The sequence below is a fragment of the Fulvivirga sp. M361 genome (assembly GCF_007097395.1).
In the GTDB taxonomy this organism is placed as follows: Bacteria; Bacteroidota; Bacteroidia; order Cytophagales; family Cyclobacteriaceae; genus Fulvivirga.
This window is the reverse complement of the sequence record NZ_VKDC01000009.1, coordinates 90,730-114,145: the sequence shown is the minus strand read 5'-3', so window position 1 is coordinate 114,145 and position 23,416 is coordinate 90,730. Positions and strand designations below refer to the sequence as shown.

Annotated in this window: 21 protein-coding genes; 7 read left to right on the top strand and 14 right to left on the bottom strand. The window is 40.3% G+C overall.

Annotation, left to right across the window (positions count from 1 at the left end):
• Nucleotides 1–480 precede the first annotated feature (480 nt).
• A complete protein-coding gene (locus FNH22_RS12530) occupies nt 481–1,164 on the bottom strand; it encodes a response regulator transcription factor (RefSeq protein ID WP_143398728.1) in 684 nt (227 codons plus the stop codon).
• On the bottom strand, nt 1,157–2,422 hold the full coding sequence (locus tag FNH22_RS12525; protein ID WP_143398727.1) for a sensor histidine kinase KdpD: 1,266 nt from the start codon (nt 2,420–2,422) through the stop codon (nt 1,157–1,159). Before FNH22_RS12525 ends, FNH22_RS12530 begins: the two co-directional genes overlap by 8 nt.
• A 207-nt stretch (nt 2,423–2,629) precedes the next feature.
• On the opposite strand from FNH22_RS12525, the gene FNH22_RS12520 reads away from it, so the two are divergent.
• The 6 genes from FNH22_RS12520 (at nt 2,630) to FNH22_RS12495 (ending at nt 10,687) form a co-directional block, all read left to right on the top strand.
• A complete protein-coding gene (locus FNH22_RS12520) occupies nt 2,630–3,184 on the top strand; it encodes an RNA polymerase sigma-70 factor (protein WP_143398726.1) in 555 nt (184 codons plus the stop codon).
• 237 nt (nt 3,185–3,421) lie between these two features.
• The gene (locus FNH22_RS12515; RefSeq protein ID WP_143398725.1) at nt 3,422–4,423 is read left to right on the top strand and encodes a FecR family protein; all 1,002 of its coding nucleotides are present in this window, start codon (nt 3,422–3,424) and stop codon (nt 4,421–4,423) included.
• Between the two features lie 119 nt (nt 4,424–4,542).
• The gene (locus tag FNH22_RS12510; protein WP_255518042.1) at nt 4,543–7,653 is read left to right on the top strand and encodes a TonB-dependent receptor; all 3,111 of its coding nucleotides are present in this window, start codon (nt 4,543–4,545) and stop codon (nt 7,651–7,653) included.
• A gap of 63 nt (nt 7,654–7,716) precedes the next feature.
• A complete protein-coding gene (locus tag FNH22_RS12505) occupies nt 7,717–8,778 on the top strand; it encodes a phytase (RefSeq protein ID WP_143398724.1) in 1,062 nt (353 codons plus the stop codon).
• A 38-nt stretch (nt 8,779–8,816) separates the two neighbouring features.
• Complete coding sequence (locus FNH22_RS12500) at nt 8,817–9,788, top strand: metallophosphoesterase (protein ID WP_143398723.1); 972 nt, start codon at nt 8,817–8,819, stop codon at nt 9,786–9,788.
• Between the two features lie 32 nt (nt 9,789–9,820).
• Nucleotides 9,821–10,687, top strand: a complete 867-nt coding sequence (locus FNH22_RS12495; protein ID WP_143398722.1) for a hypothetical protein — start codon at nt 9,821–9,823, stop codon at nt 10,685–10,687.
• A gap of 42 nt (nt 10,688–10,729) precedes the next feature.
• On the opposite strand, the gene FNH22_RS12490 is transcribed toward FNH22_RS12495, so the two are convergent.
• From FNH22_RS12490 to lipB, 6 genes are all read right to left on the bottom strand, one after another.
• On the bottom strand, nt 10,730–11,173 hold the full coding sequence (locus FNH22_RS12490; RefSeq protein WP_143398721.1) for a DUF3995 domain-containing protein: 444 nt from the start codon (nt 11,171–11,173) through the stop codon (nt 10,730–10,732).
• Nucleotides 11,174–11,293: 120 nt separating this feature from the next.
• Entirely contained in the window at nt 11,294–12,271 is a 978-nt protein-coding gene (locus tag FNH22_RS12485) for a polyprenyl synthetase family protein (RefSeq protein ID WP_143398720.1), read from the bottom strand.
• A 51-nt stretch (nt 12,272–12,322) separates the two neighbouring features.
• Nucleotides 12,323–14,494, bottom strand: coding sequence for a ribonuclease R (gene rnr / locus FNH22_RS12480; RefSeq protein ID WP_143398719.1), 2,172 nt, complete (start codon nt 14,492–14,494; stop codon nt 12,323–12,325).
• 92 nt (nt 14,495–14,586) lie between these two features.
• The gene (locus tag FNH22_RS12475) at nt 14,587–15,306 is read right to left on the bottom strand and encodes a 3'-5' exonuclease (protein WP_143398718.1); all 720 of its coding nucleotides are present in this window, start codon (nt 15,304–15,306) and stop codon (nt 14,587–14,589) included.
• Between the two features lie 141 nt (nt 15,307–15,447).
• The gene (locus tag FNH22_RS12470) at nt 15,448–15,852 is read right to left on the bottom strand and encodes a hypothetical protein (protein ID WP_143398717.1); all 405 of its coding nucleotides are present in this window, start codon (nt 15,850–15,852) and stop codon (nt 15,448–15,450) included.
• Complete coding sequence (gene lipB, locus FNH22_RS12465; RefSeq protein ID WP_143398716.1) at nt 15,849–16,568, bottom strand: lipoyl(octanoyl) transferase LipB; 720 nt, start codon at nt 16,566–16,568, stop codon at nt 15,849–15,851. Before lipB ends, FNH22_RS12470 begins: the two co-directional genes overlap by 4 nt.
• A gap of 53 nt (nt 16,569–16,621) precedes the next feature.
• On the opposite strand from lipB, the gene FNH22_RS12460 reads away from it, so the two are divergent.
• A complete protein-coding gene (locus FNH22_RS12460; RefSeq protein ID WP_143398715.1) occupies nt 16,622–16,987 on the top strand; it encodes a YraN family protein in 366 nt (121 codons plus the stop codon).
• Between the two features lie 22 nt (nt 16,988–17,009).
• Here FNH22_RS12460 and FNH22_RS12455 read toward each other — a convergent pair whose 3' ends face one another.
• The 6 genes from FNH22_RS12455 to FNH22_RS12430 form a co-directional block, all read right to left on the bottom strand.
• On the bottom strand, nt 17,010–17,822 hold the full coding sequence (locus FNH22_RS12455) for a toxin-antitoxin system YwqK family antitoxin (protein ID WP_255518041.1): 813 nt from the start codon (nt 17,820–17,822) through the stop codon (nt 17,010–17,012).
• A gap of 79 nt (nt 17,823–17,901) precedes the next feature.
• Nucleotides 17,902–18,243, bottom strand: a complete 342-nt coding sequence (locus tag FNH22_RS12450) for a hypothetical protein (protein WP_143398714.1) — start codon at nt 18,241–18,243, stop codon at nt 17,902–17,904.
• A complete protein-coding gene (locus FNH22_RS12445) occupies nt 18,224–19,555 on the bottom strand; it encodes an amidohydrolase family protein (RefSeq protein ID WP_143398713.1) in 1,332 nt (443 codons plus the stop codon). Before FNH22_RS12445 ends, FNH22_RS12450 begins: the two co-directional genes overlap by 20 nt.
• 124 nt (nt 19,556–19,679) lie before the next feature.
• Nucleotides 19,680–20,600 (bottom strand): carbon-nitrogen hydrolase family protein, encoded by a 921-nt coding sequence (locus FNH22_RS12440; RefSeq protein WP_143398712.1) that lies wholly within the window; start codon nt 20,598–20,600, stop codon nt 19,680–19,682.
• Nucleotides 20,601–20,718: 118 nt separating this feature from the next.
• On the bottom strand, nt 20,719–21,153 hold the full coding sequence (locus FNH22_RS12435) for a hypothetical protein (protein WP_143398711.1): 435 nt from the start codon (nt 21,151–21,153) through the stop codon (nt 20,719–20,721).
• A gap of 179 nt (nt 21,154–21,332) precedes the next feature.
• A complete protein-coding gene (locus FNH22_RS12430) occupies nt 21,333–23,267 on the bottom strand; it encodes a GAF domain-containing protein (RefSeq protein WP_143398710.1) in 1,935 nt (644 codons plus the stop codon).
• Nucleotides 23,268–23,416 lie beyond the last annotated feature (149 nt).

The following is a 23,416-nucleotide window of genomic DNA, read 5'->3' as shown; positions in this document are numbered from 1 at the left end:
TATGTCCTTATAAACGACAAGTTTGCTTTCAGATACACATCCGTTTCTTTATAAATTAAAAAACCCCAAAAGAACCGTAGTTGTCCATTTTGGGGTTATGCCCTAGACGGGGCACTCAACCTACACCTCAATTTAGTAATCAATCACAATCTACCCTTTGTTTGGTGCGAGGAATTACTCTTCGATAGAATATTGGCCCACTAAACACATCACGCTTAGCATTCTATTCTTGTAACATACACTCACATGATGACATGTTTCATATTTATAAAGCTTTGAAAAGCTAAGAAACTGACTCTGTTAAAGTATATAATAAGAGTCCTTTTTTTTAGGTAAAAAAGGCTCAATTTGAGTTTAATGTCAATGACCAAGGTTGGTCATTTTGAAGCATTTCAGTTGCCTAAACACATTTTCAGCGTCACACTTTTGATAGGAAAAATTGAGTTTTCCTCATTACACTGCATTAAGGAGTAATGTAAATCAATCCCTCAAATTCAATTTAAAACCCACCCCATGAATGTTAATGATTTCAAGGCGAGGTTCCGCTTTCAAGTATTTACGTAATTTGGAAATGAACACATCCAGGCTCCTGCCCATGAAGTAGTCATTCTCACCCCAAATGGATTTGAGAATACTTTTGCGCTTAACTACCTGCCCCAGGTTATCTGCAAAATATTTGAGTACGTCAGCTTCTTTTTGTGTAAGAACCCGTTCATCGCTGTCCATAGACAGTTTGAGTCCGTTGTAATCAAAAAAATATCCTCCCAGTTGATAAGTACCCCGGTGTTTATCAGTAGTACGCCTTTTCAAAAAAACTTCCATTCTGTAAACTAGTTCGTCCATGCTAAAGGGCTTGGTGATATAATCATCACCTCCACGCCGAAACCCTTCCAATTTATCTTGTTGCATGGATTTGGCGGTTAAAAAGAGTATCGGGATGTTCTTATCTCGCGACCGGATGTTTTCCGCCAATTCAAATCCATCCTTTTTGGGTAGCATTACATCCAATATACACAGATCATAAATACCACTTTGATAGGTATTTATGCCATCCTGACCGTCTTTGCACCATTGGACTTCATATTCTCTTAGCTCCAGATTGTCTTTAATGACATATCCCAAACTCTCATCGTCTTCAACAAGTAAAATGTTTATATCATGCATTTCTTAATGATATTAAAAATTTTGTGCCTTCACCAGCTTCGCTAAAAACACTTACTGAACCTCCGTGGGCAAGCACTACTAACCTAACATAATTAAGGCCCAAACCGAATCCTTTAACATCGTGAATATTACCGGTAGGCACTCGAAAAAATTTATCGAATATCTTTTTCAAATTTGCTTTGTCAATTCCTATTCCATTATCAATTATTTCAATATTTATGTGATTGTTAAAATTTTGCGTGTTAATGTTAATAGCCAGATCATCTTTACGGTATTTAAGTGCATTGTCAATAAGATTATACATAACATTTACCAAATGAAGCCTATCCGCCAGTATAAGATCATTTTCAGCCTTTAGGGCCAGCTCCATCTTTGTATTGTTTTCTTCTAAGCGATGCCGCATTGCTTTGAGTGCTTCATGAACAATGCCATGAAGTGAAAGGTTTTCTTTTTTCAACGTCATCCCTCTCTTGTTCACACTGGCCATCTGAAGTACACGCTCCACCTGGTTTTTTAACCTTTGGTTCTCATTTTCTATTATGGTGGCGTAATTGATAAGACGCTCCGGTTGTTTCGTAATGCCCGGGCTTTTTAGTACTTCTGCGGAAAGTGCAATGGTGGAAATAGGTGTTTTAAACTCATGGGTCATGTTATTGATAAAGTCCTTTTGAACTTCGGAAAGACGCCTTTGCTTTAAAATGACAAACATTGCATAGCTAAAGAAGATGACCACTATCAATAACACAGTAGAAGAAAAAATCCAGATACCCATACGTTCTTTTATGATCGAAGTCTTATCAGGGAACTGAACTCCGAAATAGTAACTTTGGTTTTCCCACTTTGGTAATATACTGGTTTCACCTGCAGAAGCCTCTTCGTCAAAACTCACATAATTTCCGTAGACCATTTTGTCGCTGGAACAGTCATAGATACCATACTCAAAATCCACTGTAATGTTCCTCTTTTCAAATTCGGCACGTAACAGGTATTCCAACAAATTAGCATCTATGTCTCGATTGATCATTACAACGTAATAGTTGGTATTCAATTGCTGAATGGGGTTATTAGACGGTACAGCCGTTTCACTAATTTCAAAAAACTGGTTCGCCACATTAAAAAGTGCGGTATTTACGTCCCGATTAAACTGCTCTTCCTCAGTATTAAAGGCTTTTTTAAACCAATATACCTGAACTGCCACTACCCCTAAAATGCTAATGGTAGCCATAATAATCAGTACTCGAATGGCATTTCTCCTCATTTTTTAAACTTAAACCGAATGTGAAATTTAAGAAAATAACATATTATCATGGGTGTTTTAACATTCCCTTAACATTTTATCAGGAATACGTAAATTTCCGCGAACTAAGCCTTCACTGGCATTTAAAGCTTAAAAATTTAGTAATTCATAAAGCTTGGCAAGCCACACTTTATCGCCAATTTTTGAGGTTGATCTCAAAAGATAATTATGGAGAGATATCAACAAGTCAAATTGTATAAACAGGTAAAGGCCAATGATCGCAAGGCGCTGGAAATATTATTTGAACAATACTACTCCAGTCTATGTAATTTCGCCATGTTAATCGTAAAGAAGGAAGAACTGGCAGAAGAAGTAGTGTCTGATATTTTCTTTATTTTATGGCGAGATCGGCACCACCTTGAAATTAATCACTCTGTTAAAGCCTACTTATTTCGGTCAGTGAGGAACCATGCGTTAAAGGCAGTTGGTGAGAAAAGTGTGATCTTCGAAGAAATTGAAGACGAAAGTGCTCGAATGGTCATTGATCGTACTCCGGAAAGTGATTACTTGTATCAAGAGCTGTCCAACACGTATAAACAAGCCTACAATACGCTACCTGGTAAGTGCAAGCAAATTTTTAAGCTCCATAAAATAGATGGCCTGAAATACCAGGAAGTCAGTGACGTCTTGAATATTTCTATAAAGACCGTAGAAAATCATATGCTTAAGGCCCTAAAGGCCATACGCCGGGCTGTCGTTAATTATCAAGTGGAAGAAACATGACGACCATCTCGTTTGGGAGATAATTGTCATAATTTCGATTCAAATGGTTCTTGAAGCCTGTAATGCTTTACAAGCTGAATCAATGAGTAGCATCTGGCTAATTATTGCCCAAATTAATCCCTTCTGATAATGTTGCCTAATTGTTAAAAACATGCCGTCACAATTAACAATTTCATAAACCGCTTCAAATAGGGGTGTATTTACATTTTTCGGCTCTCTAAAGACAAAAGAGGGGCTATGCAAAATCAGATACCTGAAGAACTTATTCTAAAACACCTGAGCAATGAGGCATCATTGAGCGAAGTGGAGAAACTACATAACTGGTTAGCCGAAAACCCTCAGCATATGAACATCTTTCAGGAATATGTGGAAATATATAATAAAGAATATAACGATCAGAAATCTTTCGACTTAAAACGTGGGCTGGATCTTTTAAACGATAAGATAGAGGCTCATGAGCAACTTCAACTTCATACACCGGTACGAGCCAAGAATCGCTGGTGGTATGCAGTAGCGGCATCATTTGCCATTCTAAGTGGTGCTTTCATTGGCTTTTATTTAAACAATAACGAGCAAACCCAACTCCCGGCATATGTGGTCAAGCAAAATCCTAACGGACAAAAATCTACTTTTCGATTACCTGACGGATCATTAATTAAACTGAATGCTGGAAGTACCTTACGCTTTCCTGAAGTTTTCTCGGTAAAAGAAAGACGTGTGACACTTACCGGAGAAGCCTTTTTCGACATAATACCTGATAAATCCAGGCCTTTTACTGTAGTAACTGATGGCCTCACAACGACTGTGTTGGGGACTTCCTTTAATATTAAATCTTTTGATGAAACGAATGAAGTTGCCGTAAGCGTGGCCACTGGCAAGGTACTAGTGAAAAGCAGTGCAGGCAGTTCTGCTGTACTGGTACCAGAAGAAGAAGCCGTTTATAATCGTGAAACACGCGATCTCCTGAAAAGAGAAGCAAGCATGGCTTCTATACTGGCATGGAAGGAAAATATCTTATGGTTCGAAAACAGTCGGCTGGCCGAGGTGGCCAAGCGCCTCGAAAAGTGGTACAACATAGATGTAGCATTTGAAGGTACCCAAATACAAGGGTGCCGCCTTACGGGTAAATTCATGGATGAGAATCTCGTGAATGTATTGAATGCAATTAAAATAGGTACAGGAATTAACTACGAAAAAAATGGAAAACAAGTAATCCTCTCCGGGAACGGATGTAAATAAAAAACCGGGCTGGCAGGCCCGGCTTATAATGAGACGCCTTATCTCAACGCCTGGAAACGATCGATAAGGTGTACTAAAGTTTAAAGTCAAGTATCTCTAACCTCAAACTAATTAAAATTATGAAAAAAAAACTTTTACTAGCTATACGTATGCTAAGTAAGTACACACTTTATGGCCTGATTACTCAAACAATGCTTTTTACGTCGCTTATTGCCCGTGAAGGGAGCGCCCAAAGTGTGTTTGACGTTGATATTAATGTTAACTTAAAAAATGCGTCGCTTGCCGAGTTTTTCATGACTATAGAGCGTGAGACTGCTTTTTCCTTTGTTTACAGTAACGACAAGATCAACACCGCCAAGAAAATAAAACTGACTAATGATTATGAAAGCTTAGGAGAATTGCTCACCGAAATCTCAAGGAGCTCCAAATTACGTTTCAAGCAGATCAACTATAACATAGTAGTGGATAAACACAAATCGTCCGCCAGAGTAAAAATGGCAATGGGTAGTGTATCCGGAAGGGTGCTGGATGAAAATGGGTTGCCACTCCCGGGAGCTACCGTAATACTCACTGAAACGTCAAAAGGAGCGGTGACAGACCTAAGAGGAGAATTCTTTATCGCTAAAGTTAATGAAGGAGATTATACGCTAAATGTTTCCTACCTGGGTTACGAACAGGTAAACCAGCCCGTGACCGTCACAGCCGGTCAATCCAGTTCCTTGGATATAAAAATGTCGCCAGGTGTGACGCTAGGAAATGAAGTGTTAGTATTAGGCGACCGTCTTAAAGGGCAGGCTAAAGCACTGAATCAGCAAAAGACAAATTCTAATATCACCAATGTCATTGCTGCCGATCAAATTGGCAGGTTCCCTGATGCCAATGTGGGTGACGCACTTAAAAGGGTCCCTGGCATTACTATGCAGAACGACCAGGGAGAAGCTCGTGATATTATTATAAGAGGACTTGCCCCCCAGCTTAACTCGGTTACTCTCAATGGCGAGCGTATACCATCGGCAGAAGGAGACAACAGAAGGGTACAAATGGATCTGATCCCCTCTGACATGATCCAAACTATCCAGGTAAATAAAGCGGTGACACCGGATATGGATGCAGACGCCATAGGAGGATCTGTAAACCTGGTAACACGTCAGGCGCCTTCCGGATTGCGTATTTCAGGTACCGCGGCCAGTGGTTTAAACTTTCTTTCCGAAAAACCCATATGGACAGGAGCGTTGGTGATAGGTGACAGGATTATGAATGACAAATTGGGGGTGATATTTTCTGCTTCATACAATAATCACGAATTTGGTTCTGACAATGCAGAAGCTGTATGGATAGAAAATGACCAATTCGGTGCTGTCATTGACGAATTTGATATAAGAACTTATACCGTACAACGTGTGAGACGCAGCACCTCGCTCAACCTGGACTATAAGATCAATGACAATCATACCTTATTTTTAAACTCCATCTATAACTGGCGAGATGATTGGGAGAACAGATTCCGTTATCGCGTGGGCAAACTGGAAGACTCTTTCGACGATGGAACGGTTACACAGCTGGAGCCTGGCCTTTTCACCGCACTGGGCAGAATCGGAAGGCAAAGTAAAGGTGGTATAGGCTCGGACAGAGTACAGAATACACGTCTGGAAGATCAGCGTATGCGTAACATAAGCCTTAAGGGAGAACATTTATTCAGCAATGTTAAGTTAAACTGGTCAGGCACTTATGCTCGTGCCTCGGAAGAACGACCCGATGAGCGCTACATCAGGTTCAGAGAAGGTGACTTGCCGGTAACTATAGACATTAGAAACCCCGAAAGGCCACTGGTTACCAGCAATGCAGAAAACCAATGGCAGAACCTGTCTCTGAATGACATTACCGACGAGCGACAGTTCACATTCGAAGAAGATTTAAACGGACGTTTAGACCTCCGGTTACCGATTAATGAAAATGTATTCATAAAAGCAGGCGGACGTTATCGCAACAAATTCAAAAAACGTGACAACAGTTTTACGGAATATGAACCGGTGAATACAGCTGATTTTGATCCCATGATCAATGTACCCGTTACAGACATTTCCAAAAGTAATTACCTGGTAGGAAGCCAATATCAAGCAGGTTATTTCGCCCAGAAAGAATTTCTCGGATCATTAGATCTACAAAACCCAGCATTGTTTGATAAATCTGATATTCCTGAGGAATATGCTCCTGGTAACTATACAGCCAGAGAAAAGATCTTTGCCGGATATGCCATGTTTGATGCTCAAATCACCCCGCAGTTTTCCCTATTAGGTGGTTTACGGGTAGAGCACACCGATATTGACTACAACGGCTTCTCTTTCGACGTGGATACGGAAGAAATCGGTACCACAAACGGCACGGATAGCTACACCAACGTACTTCCTGGATTACATTTGAAATATGACCTTTCAGAAAGTACCGTACTAAGGTTAGCCTGGACCAATACCATTGCACGACCCAATTATTTTGATCTGGTACCCTTTCAACAATTTGATCCTGACGGACCGGAACTGAGTACAGGTAACCCTAACCTGTTACCTGCTGTTTCGATGAACCTGGACCTAATGGCTGAAAAATACTTCAAATCTGTTGGTCTGGTCTCAGCTGGGGCATTCTATAAAGACATCGATGATTTCATTTATTCCAGAAGTATTGAAAACTTCGATGCAAGACCGTTGGGCATCAACGAAACAGATGTTGAGTTTGAAACCCCTGAAAACGGCGGTACGGCCGAAATTTACGGATTTGAGGTTTCTTTCCAGCGTCAACTAGATTTCTTACCGGGAATTTGGAAAGGTTTTGGCGTTTACCTGAACTATACCTATACGCAATCCAGCACAGATGGTATAGAAGGGCGTGAAGGAGAAGACCTCGCGCTACCAGGTACAGCGGAAAATATGTTTAACGCTTCCCTTTCTTATGAAACGGATAAACTCGTACTCCGCGCTTCGCTCAACTTTGCCAGTGACTATATTGATGAACTCGGGGGAGACGCATTTAATGATAGATACTATGACAAGCAGACCTTCCTGGACTTAAATGGTTCTTATGCCTTTACTCCACAATGGAGGTTCTTTTTCGAGGTAAATAACTTGACCAACCAACCTCTGCGCTACTATCAGGGTATCGAAGAAAGGACAATGCAAATTGAGTTTTACAATGTTCGGTTCAACGCTGGTATCAAATTCGACCTGTTCAAAAACTAGATCACATTACACAGAGAATGCCGGCCAGTCCATGCGGTTGATTGGCATTCTCTGTTATTCATTATGAAGAAACTTTTACTTATATATTTAGTAGCAGCTTTCGCAGCTTGTCAGCCTGCAAAGAACGCCCCAACTGAAAGTGACCTTAACATAACTTCACTCATTAAACCCACTATTATTACGCAACGCGTGGCCCATGATACAGATGACCCTGCCATCTGGATAAATAAGAAAGACGCCGCCAAAAGCCTTATTATCGGTACGGACAAAGGTGACGATAATGGCATCGGCGCCTTATATGTTTTTAACCTGGAAGGTAAAATTGTGGATACGGTCAGTAATATCAAACGACCTAATAATGTAGATATAGCCTATGACTTTGAATTCTCAGGACAGCATATAGACATTGCGGTTTGTACCGAACGAAATACTAACAGCATCCGGGTATTTAAACTACCGGAAATGGAGCCTGTTGATAATGGCGGTATCCCGGTTTTCGAACAGGATTCTCTTCGCGCTCCCATGGGCATCGCATTGTATACACGGCAGCCTGATGGGAAAATCTATGCTATCGTAAGTCGTAAATTTGGCCCTGCCAACGGCTACCTTGGACAGTATGAGTTGTATGAAGAAAATGGGAGTGTAGAAGGAAACCTGGTACGTTCTTTTGGAAAGTTCAGCGGGATAAAAGAGATCGAAGCCATTGCAGTAGACAACGAGTTAGGCTATGTTTATTATTCGGATGAGAATGTAGGAGTACGAAAATACTACGCTCATCCTGACAGCGGCAACGTTGAGTTAGCCTTGTTTGGTAAAGAGCGTTTCACACGTGATCATGAAGGTATTTCCATTTATAAAACTTCTGATTCTACAGGTTATATTTTAGTGTCCGACCAGCAAGCCAATACATTTCAAGTTTATTCCAGGGAAGGCACAGGTGACAATCCCCATCAACATACATTTATGAAAACAGTCTTTCTTTCTACTTCAGAAAGTGATGGTAGTGATGTAACTAACGTTCCGCTAAACTCTGGTTTTCAGCGTGGTTTATTCGCAGCCATGTCAGATGATGGTACATTTCACTTTTATAAGTGGCAAGATATTGCCGGGGAAGAGCTAAAGTAATTTTCTTAAAACGTATCAAAACTTTATTACTGTTTGTTATGAAAACCACGTATTTCATTTGTCTGGTAGTAAGCTTTTTCATGCAGTGTGTACCTGTTGAACAGGAAAAGCAACAACAAGAGAAAGAGACACTCCCTGCGCTACAAGTAACAGAAGATGCCCTCCACTTTTATGTTCTGGGTGACTGGGGTCGTAATGGCCAGTTCAGTCAGCAAAAAGTGGCTGATATAATGGAAAAGTCAGCCTATGTTATTGAACCGGAAATGATACTCTCTACAGGTGATAATTTCTATGATAATGGTGTAGGAAGTACACAAGATTATAATTGGATCAGTTCCTATGAACAAATCTACTCCGGTCAGTACACACACTGTCCCTGGTATGTGGTACTGGGTAATCATGATTACCGAGGCAATATACAGGCAGAAATAGATTATACTCATATTTCACGTCGATGGAATATGCCGGACCGCTACTACACAAAAGATTTTAAAAGTGACGACGGTGCCACAGCTACCTTTGTTTTTATAGATACTTCTCCTTTTGAAGATGATTATTACCAGGAGGACAAATACAAAGATGTTGTAGCAGGACAGGATACCACGGCACAAATCGTATGGATGGATAGTGTATTGTCAGCTTCCAAGGCCGATTGGAGGATAGTAGTGGGTCATCATCCATTATACAGTGGCGGTCAGCGGCTGAAAAAAACGGCCAATATCCAACGTCATTTTGATCCGATATTTAAAAGAAATCAAGTGGATCTATATTTTGCAGGGCATGAACATGATTTACAGCATATTAAACCTGTTGATGGAATGACACATCATATCATTTCAGGAGCTGGTTCTGAAGTAAGGCCCACAGGAATGATGCAACATTCAAAGTTTGCGAAATCAGTACCCGGTTTCGTGGCCGCTTCCCTTACAAGAGATGCCATTCTCTTGCAGTTTGTTGATGTGGATGGAACAGTAATCTATACATTTAACATTAAAAAAGATTCTGATTAAGTTTGCCAGCTTAATGATCCGGAAGTTTATAAATGTTGAACAGATTAATACTGCTAATAGCTATTTCGGCTGTATTGGCTTGCTCTGACCAAAAAAATAGTGATCCCCCCTTTTCAAGGGCCGAATCCCTGGGGATATTGACTAATGACGCTATCAATGAGGCTTCCGGGTTGGAGGCGAGCATCAAAAACCCCGGATTACTGTGGACTCATAATGACAGTGGTGATACCGCCCGCATTTTCCTGATCCATGAAAATGGTCAGGATGTAAAAACATTTTACCTGTCGGGCTTGCAAAACAGGGACTGGGAGGACCTGACACTTGGACCAGGACCGGAAAAAGGGGAGAACTATCTTTATATAGCAGAGATGGGTGACAATAAGGCCATCCATGAATACCAATACATTTACCGCTTTAAAGAACCATCGCGAGATGATGATGTAATGATCACTGACGTAGATGTTATCCGGTTTCAATATCCCGATGGGAATCGGGATGCCGAATGCCTGATGGTCGACCCGTTAACGGCCGACCTTTATATTGTCTCTAAAAGAGAACAAAATGTACACCTGTATAATATGGCCTATCCGCAAAGCACCTCGGAAACGGTAATTCCAAAGAATGTGGGCACACTCCATTTTCATAAGATCGTAGCAGGTGACATCTCAGCGGATGGACAGGAGATCATTATGAAGACCTATGACCGTATTCTGTATTGGAAAAGGAAGGAGAATAATGACATTAAAGAAACGTTACTTACTCCTCCCATTGATGTCCCTTACCAACCTGAACCTCAGGGTGAGTCTATTGCCTGGAATGTAGATGACTCCGGTTTCTATACCTTAAGCGAAGAGCCCGGAGAGAAAGAAGCGGAGGTTTACTTCTACCAGAGAAAATAACTCCCGACTGTTAAGCCTGCCGGCCAGGCCGCGACATTAGGGTTAACATGTCCATAATGCCATATAAAATGCGTTAATGCTAAATATTAAACACAAAGGAGAATAGAGAGCCGTATCCATTCTTGAAAAAACATCATTACCTGCCTTTTTAAAGAATCCCACATATCTGAAATCTCCGACAGCTCTCAACAAGAAGACAAAGGCAATGCCAATGGTAACTTGACGGATAGGATATCGTTCATGAAGTAATTGATAATCAGAAAGATTCAGAAAACTAGCAGAGGCAAAAGCCAACAAGCCAATGGCTACCAAAAATGTAGATAACCTTGTTTTTAACCTCCTGGCAGGGTTAAAAAACGACGCCTTGAATCTTTCGGGAATAGCTGCATTATAGCCCCATGTTCCACCAGAAAGCCAGTAAAAATGTAATCCTGACAAAATTAAAAACAGGAAAGTATTCGTGTAAATAAGTACTGAGGTGAGCATGCTTTATGTTTTGAACATTTCGGAAAGTTTAAAACCTATTCATTTTGGCCCGAATTAACCGCATATTTTCGAACCGTTGCTTAATCTCAATTAAGCAATAGTATTAATCCCTCTAAGACCTTAGCTTTCCCGTGCAATCAATGTCTCTGTGAATTGTCGAAGCATCGCTTTTCGAGAAGGCCCTACTTTCATTTTCGCCAGTGATTTGAACCCTTCCTGGAAGTGTAGGTCCATTTGTTTAGTAGTCAATTCTTTGATATTTAATCTATTATAAATATCCGTCACCGCAGTGACTTTCTCTTCAGGGTCAAATTTCTTTTTGCCAAGCCATTGCTGGAGTTCTGTTTTTAACTCTCCATCACTTGTTTCAAGGGCTTTGATCAACAGAAATGTTTTTTTATTGGCTATAATATCACCTCCTACCTGCTTACCAAATTTTTGTTTGTCGGCATATACATCCAGCAGATCATCCATTAATTGAAAACCTATGCCAATGTTAACACCAAACCGATACAAGGCTTTTTGCTCTGATTTAGAAGCTCCGGCAAGTAATGCACCCAGTCTAAGGCTCATTCCTAACAGAACAGCCGTTTTCAATCGTATCATTTCCAGGTATTCTTTCTGACCTACGAAATCCTTAGACTCAAATGCCATATCCATCTGCTGTCCTTCACACACTTCAGCAGCACATTTATTGAATAACCTTAGTACTTTGGGTAGGTATTTTCGTTCTACATCAATCAGTATCTCATATGCTTTTACAAGCATTACATCGCCTGAAAGTATAGCTGTATTCCGGTCCCACTTTTCATGAACTGTAGGTTTTCCACGACGTAAAGGCGCTTCGTCCATAATATCGTCATGCATCAGTGTAAAATTGTGAAACACTTCTACTGCAAGCGCCTGTTTCACAATTTTTTCAGGGTCGTTCTGAAATAACGTATAGCCAAGTAAGGTGAGCAAAGGTCTCAATCGTTTTCCTCCCAGCGCCATGAGATAACGAATCGGTTCGTACAATTCCTCAGGGTGGTTTCCATATTGTTGTTGTTCTATGGCTTCTGAAATCAGCTGTTTGAGTTGATCCAGTTTTTTAGTCATGGCGGTCAGTGTTGAATGATTAGTCTGTTAAGTTACTGGCTGAGCTACAGCTTATTGTTCTAAAGCAGGCAGGTCTTCTTCTTCAACAAACTCAAGGTCAATTGTTCTTCGATCAATGTCAGTATTTGTTACTCTAACAAACACTTTGTCCCCTAAGGAATAGATTCGTTTGTTGTTTCGTCCTATTACTCGATAGTATTCTTCATCAAATTCGTAAAAGTCATCCTTAAGATCAGCCATCCGAACCATACCTTCACATTTGGTCTCCAGTATCTCTACGAAAATACCCCATTCGGTGACGCCCGAAATGACTCCTTCAAAAGCTTTGTCTTCTGCATTTTGCATGAACTCTACTTGCTTGAACTTAATACTTGCGCGCTCTGCATCGGCAGCACGTTTTTCACGTTCAGAGGAGTGTTCACATTTGCTTTCATAATCGTCTGCGTCAACGGACTTTCCTCCATCCAGGTAATGCTGCAGTAATCGGTGCACCATCATATCCGGATATCTACGTATGGGTGAAGTAAAATGGGTGTAATGCGCAAACGCCAGGCCGAAGTGACCCATAGGTTCCGTGGTGTATTTGGCTTTTGCCATAGCACGAATGGCGAGTTGCTGAAGTACGTTTTCCTCTGGCTTACCTTCTACCTCACTCAGCAGTTTATTTAATGATTTTGAGACTGCTTCATCTTCCGTTTTTACCTCATGTCCAAAACGCCGGGCAAAGGAGGCGAATGTGCTTATCTTTTCAGGATCAGGGTAATCGTGAGAGCGATAAACAAATGTATTTTTGTCTTTACCTTTTTTTGTATTGTAAATAAACGTTGCCACCTGTTTATTGGCCAACAACATAAACTCCTCTATAAGCTTATGTGCATCTTTTCTCACCTTAGGTACTACCCCAAGCGGTTTGCCTTTTTCATCCAGTGTAAAGCGCACCTCCGTAGTCTCGAAGTTAACTGCACCTGAACCAAAACGCCGGGTTCGCATCTTTTTTGCCAGTTCATTCAATAAAACCAGCACTTCGGCGTGATCTCCTTCACCATTTTCTATCCCTTCCTGAGCATCTTCATATGTAAATCTTCTGTCCGAATGAATAATGGTCCTGCCAAACCATTCATTGACAATTTGAGCTTCTTTATTCATTTCAAAAACAGCGGCAAATGTCAATTTGTCTTCATTGGGCCTTAGGGAACACAGTCCGTTTGATAAACGCTCCGGCAGCATGGGTACCGTACGGTCTACCAGGTAAACGGATGTGGCCCGGTCGTATCCTTCTTTTTCCAGGGAGGAATCAAGCTGTACATAATGTGTGACATCTGCTATGTGTACACCTATTTCATAGTTCCCATTTTCCAGTGTTTGGAAGGAAAGTGCATCATCAAAATCTTTTGCATCCTCAGGATCTATTGTAAATGTGAGGGTATCACGGAAATCTTTGCGCTTTTTAATTTCTGCTGCTGTAATACGGTCTGAAATTTTTTCAGCTGCCTCAATCACATGTTGCGGGAACTCAAAAGGAAGATCGAATTCCGCCATGATAGAATGAATTTCGGCTTCATTATCTCCGGCTTTACCCAATACATAAATTATCTCTCCTTCAGGACTCTTGTCATGAGCAGGCCATTGGCTGATCTTAATAATAACTTTATCATTATGGGCTGCACCCAATGTTTTTTCTAAGGGAACAAACATGTCCTGATGAAACTTCTTGTTGTCCGGCACAACAAAAGCAAAACGTGGGGAAAATTCAATTCTTCCTACCAATTCATCTTTGCCACGTTGTATTATTTCCATTACAGTGCCTTCAGGGTGTTTCCCGTGCCGTCTGGGCGAGATGGATACCTTTACCGTGTCGCCATGCATGGCATTTTTCAGGTCACGGCCCTTGATGTAAATGTCTTGTTCTGAATCGTCTGAAATCACATAAGCGAACCTGGGATTGACGTGGTCTATCTTTCCGACGCATATGTTCGGTTTGCGATTACTTTTATAAGCGCCCTGGCTTAACATAGTGATTTTCTCTTCCCTTTCCAGCTGGGCCATAACGAAAGGGATTTCCCGGTTATAATCTTTGCGGCGGAAACCTAAGCGCCGGACTACCTGCTTTGGTGTATAGTCATAGTCAGGCTTGGAGTTAAGTAATGCAACGATCTTGGCTTTGAGCTTTTCAGTGATGTTCTCTGACTTTCCTTTCTTAGTTTTTTTTCTTTTTTTACTCATTATTTACAAAGATGCGATTATTATCTGTGCACTAAGGTGTAAGACGTATTATTAATGCACTACGTGGTAGTACGGGCAGTTACGTTTCCGGATCAATTTGGGTCGGCACGAATGACTTCTACCTTTTCCGCAACTATGCTTTTCAGTTTTAGATAGACCTGTGCAGTGACGATCACATCTTCCACACAGTAATCCGCTATTTCAACGAGCTGATCATCCTCGTAGTAAGCGGCATTTACTTTACTTCCATCCATACCTGTTTTACTAGAGTCAATATCAAAAACTGTAGCCAGTAATTCAAGTGAAGTATAATGTTTATAGTCGCCAAACTTCCAGAGATCCATCGTATCCAGGTGATTGACTTCCCATGGTTTTTTACCCGCCAGATCAAGTACCTCAGGAAGCGGTAATCCGTTGATCAACATACGGCGGCTTAAGTAAGGAAAATCAAATTCCCGTCCATTATGAGCACAGAGCCTGAGGTTTTCCACATTGATCTTTTTAAGCAGATCGGCAAAACGCAGGAGCAGCGTTTTTTCGTTATGATCATACAACGCTTTGGTACGCAAGACAAAGTTCTTTTTTTCAGCTATAAAGTAACCAAGGCCTATAGTAACGATTTTTCCGAATTCTGAATAAATGCCTGCCCGTTGTTGAAAAAGTTCTTCATCAGTAATTCCATCCTCTCTTTTCAAGAAAGCCGCCTTTCTTGCCCATTGGTTTTTTAATCGCTCATCCAGTTCATGATGGTGTTGAGTTACTCCTACTGTCTCAATATCTATAAAAAGTATATTACTCAGCGACTTATCCATGAGGGTTAAAAAAATATGTATATCATTAAATTTAATCGGGCAATATAGTAGAAATCTTTGGTTTTACAGAATCACCAAATTCCATATAACGATCCTTACGGAAATACCCGATCCGGCTCGTAATTCTGACGATAGAGCGTGTTATGAATGAAGTATGCCATCCATTTCCAGCTCTTTTATGAAAGTCAGATTTTTCTCAGATATAGATTCGGGCACAAAAACGAATCTCTTATCGAAGAGTTCTCCTCCAATATAGTAGCTCACCCAATATTCATTATTAAGATGAAAAACTTCCGGCTGAATAGATTCAATTAATGCAGTACCATTGGCTTCCACGGTTTCTAAAAAATGGCGTAACACACTGGTTTTTTGTTCCTCACCATTTTTCTGACCATATCCCTTAGAAGTTACCAGGGTGTTCTCTATGTCTACCTGGTTTTGGTTGATCAAATACACTTTCCACCCAGTGTTATTAAGTTCATCCTTTTTTCGGGCGATAGCTACGGTAACATTTTTAACTTGTGGAATATCAATATCTTTTCTCATGAGGTAATGTCCATTTCAAACAAGTCTGCAATATGTCTTTTCAGTTGGTCTTTAACTTTATTAATATCTTGCCCGGCGCCTAATTCCTGTGCCAGTGATGTTACAGCCTTATCTTCAATACCACAGGGAACAATATCGTCAAAATAAGAGAGATCAGTATTTATATTAAATGCTAATCCGTGCATAGTGACCCATCGACTGGATTTTACACCCAGTGCACATATTTTCCTGGGGTTCTGCTGACTTACATGATCTAACCAAACTCCTGTAAGCCCCTCTATACGGCCGGCTTCCAATCCATACTCCAGAAGTGTGCGAATAACCGCTTCTTCCAAATAGCGCAGGTATTTATGTATGTCTGTAAAGAAGTTTTCCAGATCCAGGATGGGATAGCTCACTATCTGACCCGGGCCATGATAGGTGATATCACCTCCTCGGTTAATCTTATAATAGCTAGCATGCCTGGCTTTCATGTCTTGTTCACCGATCAGCAAATTTTCAGGAGACCCACTTTTACCAAGGGTGTAAACATGTGGATGTTCACAGAAAATAAGATAATTCGGAGTAGCATCCTGTTGCTCCGGGGTATTTTTACGATTTTGGATCTTGACACCTACTGTTTTTTCAAAAAGCTGTGTCTGATAATCCCAGCCCAGCTTGTAATCGATTACACCCAGATCAATGAACTTGACGTTTTTATTTGATTGGTTATTCACGTATTTATTTAATATTACAAATATCAATATTCAAATCAGAATATAATAAGAACGTGCTTAAACAAACTTCTGACAAGAATGAAACCGGTAGGTACGGCGAACAACTGGCTGCAAAACACCTTGAGGCCAGCAACTATAAAATAGTGCAAAGGAACTGGCGGTACAAACGATCCGAGATCGATATCATTGCTAAAAAAGATGATCTGTTAGTTTTTGTAGAAGTAAAAACCAAGCATTCGGTGGCCTTTGGAAATCCGGAAGATGCTGTGGATGAAAAAAAAGCCAGTAATGTAATGAAGGGCGCTGAGCAATTTGTCTTTGAGACTGATTGGCATCAGGACATTCGTTTTGATATCATTGCCGTTCAGTTAACCCGCTCCGGGCATAAATTATTTCACTTAGAAGATGCGTTTTATTAGGGACAAAAGTGCCTCCACATAATCAGCGTTTCTGGTAAATCAGTTTGCCCTTTCGATTCCATTCTTTCCATATATAAGGACGAAATTCGTCATCATGAGGGTTTTTAGCATAACGCACTATTTTTTTCCTTCTGCCGGAAGCATAATACTCTACCCAGTCTCCTACAGGATAATCCCAATGATACTCGCCTTCCACGGCTTTTCGGCCGTTACCGAAAAAGTAGTAATAATAACCTTCTTTTTCACCATACTCTATCGGTATGATCTCTTTCATCTTTTCTCTTTCGCTATCATAATAACGTACCTGTGATTCTTTGGGCCAGCCTTTATAATATTTTCTTTTATCGACTAAAAGGTCGTTCTTATCGTAAGTCACCCAACGACCGTGCTTGGTTCCCTTATAAAAAATACCCTGTTCTATAATCTTATTCTGACGCATCTTTTTATAAGTTCCATGTAATATGGCGCCAAACTTCGGATCTATTTTGCCTCCTTTTCTGATCTCCTGACGTCTGTAATCCAACCAGTAGATATCACGAACAAATGTCTCCGGTTTTTCAAATTCTTTTAGCACATAAAATAGCTCAAAAGTAGTACCTGGACCTATTCCCTTTTTAGTAAAGCGCTTTTTTGTCTTAAGGCCATAGAAAACTTTCTTCTTTCGTTTTTTCTTTTTTGGAACGTAGAGTTCGTCCTCTGCCTCCTCATTTTCTCCCAGGTCAAGCGTGACCGGTGAACTGATGGTAAAAAGGTCATCAGCCGTTTCAGATCCTTCCTGACCAAATGTTACAGCATTGGAAATCAGGTACATGGAAATAAATAATAGTGCTCTCATTTTGTATAGTGTGTTCAACAAAACGTTAGACATAAGTGGTTTAGTTTAGGAAAAATACGGAAAGTTTAAAAAAGTTTAGTCAACAGCCTTTTAGAGTAACCATAAGTGAGTTAAAGCCAAACTTTTCCAACACAAGCACTAACACTTTGTTATTTCTATTGGCGCGTATTTTTTGCCTATTTCTTCTAAAGAAGCAATAATAAAATAAAACTGCCGCAAACACTACTCCTGTAACTATAACGTCTGCACTTAAAGTTAAGTCCACCGAAAAGTCTTTACCATAGACATGTTCGATTAAAGAATAACTCATTGCCAATATAACGATCGCAGACGCTATCACTATTATGATTAGCAGAAGGGCTTTTGATACGTTCAAAACCAATGCTTTTTTGTCTGTTTTTTTACTTATACTGCCTACCATGCTTTATTACCAGATCAACGTCTTGCAATAAACTAATATATCTTAATACATCACCCTTTACCGCAATGATATCAGCATATTTACCCTCACTGACCGTACCTACTTCTTTATCTACTCCCATTAACACAGAAGGCCAATAGGTAGCTGCTTTTATGGCGTACATGGAGTCGAAGCCAAATTCATTTACCCATACATCCAGTTCATTCCAAGTAGATTGGCTATGGAATTTCATAGGAATACCACTGTCTGTGCCTACCAGAAGTACTACTCCTGCCTCTTTCAATTGATTTACTTTTCTTTCCAATGTTGGTTTTCGGATAGGTGTTAATTGAAAATACGGGAGTCGGTCCGGGTGTTGAATGGAGAGGGTAATATCTTTGATGACGGAATCCGGTAACCCCAGATGCCATGAGGTATTATCCAGTTTCTCCGGATGGTCTCGCACATACTCATAATTGTAAAGACCTTCCACGGTTGGTGTCCAGAAAAGCGGACCCAGATTCATCTGGGCCGTTCTTTCCCTGATCATTTCCATAACATCCGCAGGATATTCCGGGGCCGAAGCCAGCCCGGTATGTTCAAAACAATCCACACCGGCTATTAAACCCCTACGAATTTCTTCAGGACGATGACCGTGGCCTACTACGGTTAACCCATTTTTATGTGCTTCGTCAACGACAGCTTTAACTTCCTCCAATGTCATCTGGTCCTGGTCAATAAGTTTTATACAATCCACACCGGCATCTGCAAGTCGTTTTACTTTTTGACGTGCATCTTTAGGGCTTTCCACACCCCATCGAAATTGCTCCGTCCCGGGATATGGCTTATGCTGAATGAACGGACCGGACATATACATGGTAGGGCCTGGAATACTACCGTTTTTAATGGCATCTCTCACCGCAATACTTTCTTTCAAAGGCCCACCCAAATCTCGCGCACTGGTGACGCCAGCCATTAAAAGCTGATGTGCCGAAGCCGGCATAATCACTTTTTCGAAGAGAGGCGGATAGGTCTTATCCCAATAGGTGTAATCGCTATGACCATTGATCATAAGATGAACATGCATGTCCCAAAGGCCCGGCAGCACGGACATACCTTCGGTAGAAATAATTTCTGCTCCTTCCGGGATTTTGAGCGTACTTACCGTACCCACCGCACGAATGCGTTCCCCTTCTATAATGATCACACTATTTTGAATGGGCGTAGCGCTAAACCCGTCTATGAGTGTACCGCCTACCAGGGCTTTAATTTGACCAAAAGTAGTATTGCTCATCATAAAGACGAGGTACAAGAGTAATCGTATTCTATTCATAAGGTTTAGGTTGAGTATTCCCTTGAATTTAAAGAATTATTTGAGGTGCTCAATCCATTTTCCCGGGATTCTGACAGACGGAAGGACGTAGCTACAAGAGGAAAACAAGGATGCAAAAGTTACATTATTCTTTTATCATTCCGGGTTGGTCCTTTACTTCCAGATGAAAAATATCATCTCTTGAATAATGACCGATCACATCAAAATCCAGTTTGCTATGGCTGATCTCTTCTAAATCTAATTCGGCCATTAAAACACCAGCCTTATCAAACAACGGTCCAGCCACTATTTCACCTAATGGTGATACAATAACACTGCCACCACGACATAAATTTTCGGGTTCATCTTTAACCAATGCGTGATACTTTTCCGGATACATTGATTTTGTGAAGTACTGATTACAACCTAACACAAAACATCTGCCTTCCAGGGCAATGTGTTGCATTGTGGCAGTCCATTGCTCCCTGGAATCAGCGGTAGGCGCCACATAAATCTCTACTCCTTTTTTATATATAGCCATTCTAGCCAGGGGCATATAGTTTTCCCAACAGATCAACCCTCCAAGTTTTCCAATAGCTGTCTGAAATGTGACCATCGAATCACCATGCGCCTCACTCCAAATTACACGTTCTGTTCCGGTGGGTTTGATCTTTCTATGGGTGCCTAACAATCCGGTTTTCGGCGAAATGTAAAGCATAGAACAGTACAGACTTCCATTGGTATTTTGTTTTTCTGTAATGCCGAGTAGGAGGTATACATTCTGCAATCGGGCTATTTTCTCTAGTCGTTTAAGGTCTTCACTTTCCAGGCTTACGCTTTGTTCATAGTATTCGGCGTAAAGCTCCCTTCCTTCGTTAGTTCTGTTTCCTATGGTAGCGCCAAACGAAAAACCTCTTGGATACCCGGGAATAAAGGATTCCGGAAATACGATAAGATTACACTCTTCCTTTGCATAACGCATGACGAGTGTTTCTATCTTTTGAATAGTCGCTTCTTTATTGAAAAAAACCGGGCTATCCTGAACTACACATACTTTGACCTTCATCTAAACCCTTTTTATGATCAGATTTGAAGATAAAGATAGTTGGTTCTCCGCATTTATGCGCAACCGTCGAACACATAGTCCACTTGATGTGTCACCTAGCCTTAGGTCCGGATAGAGTTTATTCCGTACTATAATTTAAGGGCTTGTCCCAACCGTCCAAATTGAGGGTTATTGAACCCTTTACACCAAGTGTGCGCAACTCGAATGCAAAAGGCTTATTAATTACAGCATCACAATCCTCTTCATTTTTCAGTTTCAATCGCAGATCTCTCTGAATAGTAGTAGAAACTTCGACTGAATCTGAACCAATAAGTTCTACCTCCCAGGCATTGCCATCGCAACCACTCGCTGTTATTACCACTTGCAAGCAATCATCTATAACAAAAGCGTTGGTTACGGTGAAAGGGTCACTGTCGAGCGTCAAGAATGCATTTTCATTAACAATTAAAAATTTATCGCAAGGTACCAGAGGTAATTCATCGGGCGCCTCTTCGTCGCAAGAACTGGCAAAAAAGAATAATGAGCATACTATAAATACCAAAAATCTATTCATCTTCTTCGTCATAAATCAATAGTATACATAAGACGCTGTTTTTCTAATATTGGTTGTAAAAGAAAACCCCAATGTAATAGTTTAACGACGAAATGGAGTTAGTGTATTCTTGATACTACTTCCTGTTAAACCCATTTTGAAGCTATTAATATTTGGTATTTAAGGTGTTAACAGAAAAACTAAAAATCCAGGGTAGTTTTAAATGTTGAACGCGCAGTGGAAACAAGCTGTTTTCTCAACAGTGCAAGCTCTTGGTTTTTGTGTCGAATATTTTTTTCCAGATCCTTTATTTTTTTCTTGGCACCGGCTTCATTGCGCTGCATTTGTTCTTGAGTAGCTTGAAGTTCTTCGGCATTCTGACGTAACTTCTCTTCTTTCAACAACAAACTGTCAGCGTGTAGCTGAGATTCTTTCAGCAGCTTCTTCGTGCGATCAGAGGATCGCCTTGTTAAGATGATGTTAGAAATGTTTTCTGAAACTCTTTCTACCAGCTTGATTTCATGAGGTTTAAGTACTTGAAATGATGCCAATTCAAGTACTCCGATCACGATATCTTTGGATTTTAAAGGTACTATTAAAAGATTACGTGGAGTAGCCTCGCCAAGACCCGATGTTATTTTAACATAATCATTTGGCAATTGTGACAGGTAAATGGTATCTGCTTCCAATACGCATTGGCCTGCCAAACCTTGTCCTACTGAAAGTACTTCATCAACAAATTTCCGTTTTCCATAGGCATAGGTAGCTATTCTATGTAACTTTTTATCTTCCGAATTTACATGGTACAATACGCCTTGATTGACATTTATGTAGTTCACCAACTGACTTAGAATACTATTTGAAAGTGACTCAAGGTCTTTAAAATCGTCTTTTAATATTTCTGAAAACTTGGCAAGGCCTTCATTGGTCCAATTAGTGATCTTTTGCTTTTCATTTATTTCAACCAGTTTATCCTGCATAGTAATGATGGACATGGCCAGTACATCGTCTGTAAACTGTTCATTGTATTTTATATGCAGTTTTCCTTCACCAAGATCCCGGGCAAAGTTTACAGCCTCCCTGATCCTTGCCACCAATTGATTTAGTGCTCTTTTCGTTTCAGCAATCTCATCAGCTGTACGCATGTTCAGCGATTTTGGGAATGTACCATTAGATAATGCTACTATGGCACTTTTTATTTCCTTAATGGCTTTGGTAAGAATATTAGAGTAGACAACAACAAGAAACAAGCCTAAGACCAACTGTAAACCAAGCAATGAAAACACGAAAATAAAGGAAGATCTGGTATAATTTTCTTTTTCCTTCTTAATCAGCTGTGTAAGGTTAGCCATACGCTGGCCAATGGCTTTGTAATGAGTATGAATTTGACCTATTGCGCCTGAATTTCTGTTCAAACCAATCTTTTTTTCTAATGTAACAATAGCATTGAATTGATCGCGATAACTATTCGTTTTCTGTAAAATTGTATTGGAAAATGAATTATCAGAAGAATCTGCTTCAAGTATGGACGTTTTGAAAACGGTAATATCCTTATTGAAACGATCCAGGTATTTGAGGTCTTTTCTTAGAAAAAAATCCTTTTCATGGCGGCGAAGCATCAGCATTTCGGCGGGATTGTAGGGATAGGTCGAGTTTTCAACTCCATGAATTGAACTTCTCAAATCACCCTCCAGGCCATAATCTTTGAATCCCCTTTTTTTGAAAAGGTTAATAAGCAGACGAAAACCATTATTCATCTGCTCATGATCAGCATGCAACAAATTGAGTCCACTTGCATAATCCTGTTCATCGAAAATTTGGTGTTCCGCAATCAGCGTCAATAAACTATCGTACTTCAGATTAAGATTTGTAAACGCATCAATTATCGCACTTTTACCGGTTTGTTGGAAAACGTCCTGTTTGTAGCCTTCAGAATAAAAATCTTTTACCTCGTTATTCATCCTGAGGTCCATAATTGTTAGTTGGTCTACTTGTTCATTCAATGTGTTATATTCTTGAATGGACCTGGTAGACCTTATAACGACTATTATCAATACTAACGACATTAATAAAATGGACCCAAAAGCCAAAAGTAACTTCAGTCTGATCTTCAATTGTAGTATCCAACCTTTCATTTTTTCTTTATTCTGGTAAACCACAAACTAAATGCCTTTGCTTTATTTTGGTCATTATGATCTTGTTAAAGAATTGTAACTAAATAGTATCAAAGCGAGCAAGTAAAATGCTTCTAAAGAAAAATATTTATGACAACTTCTTAGTTTCT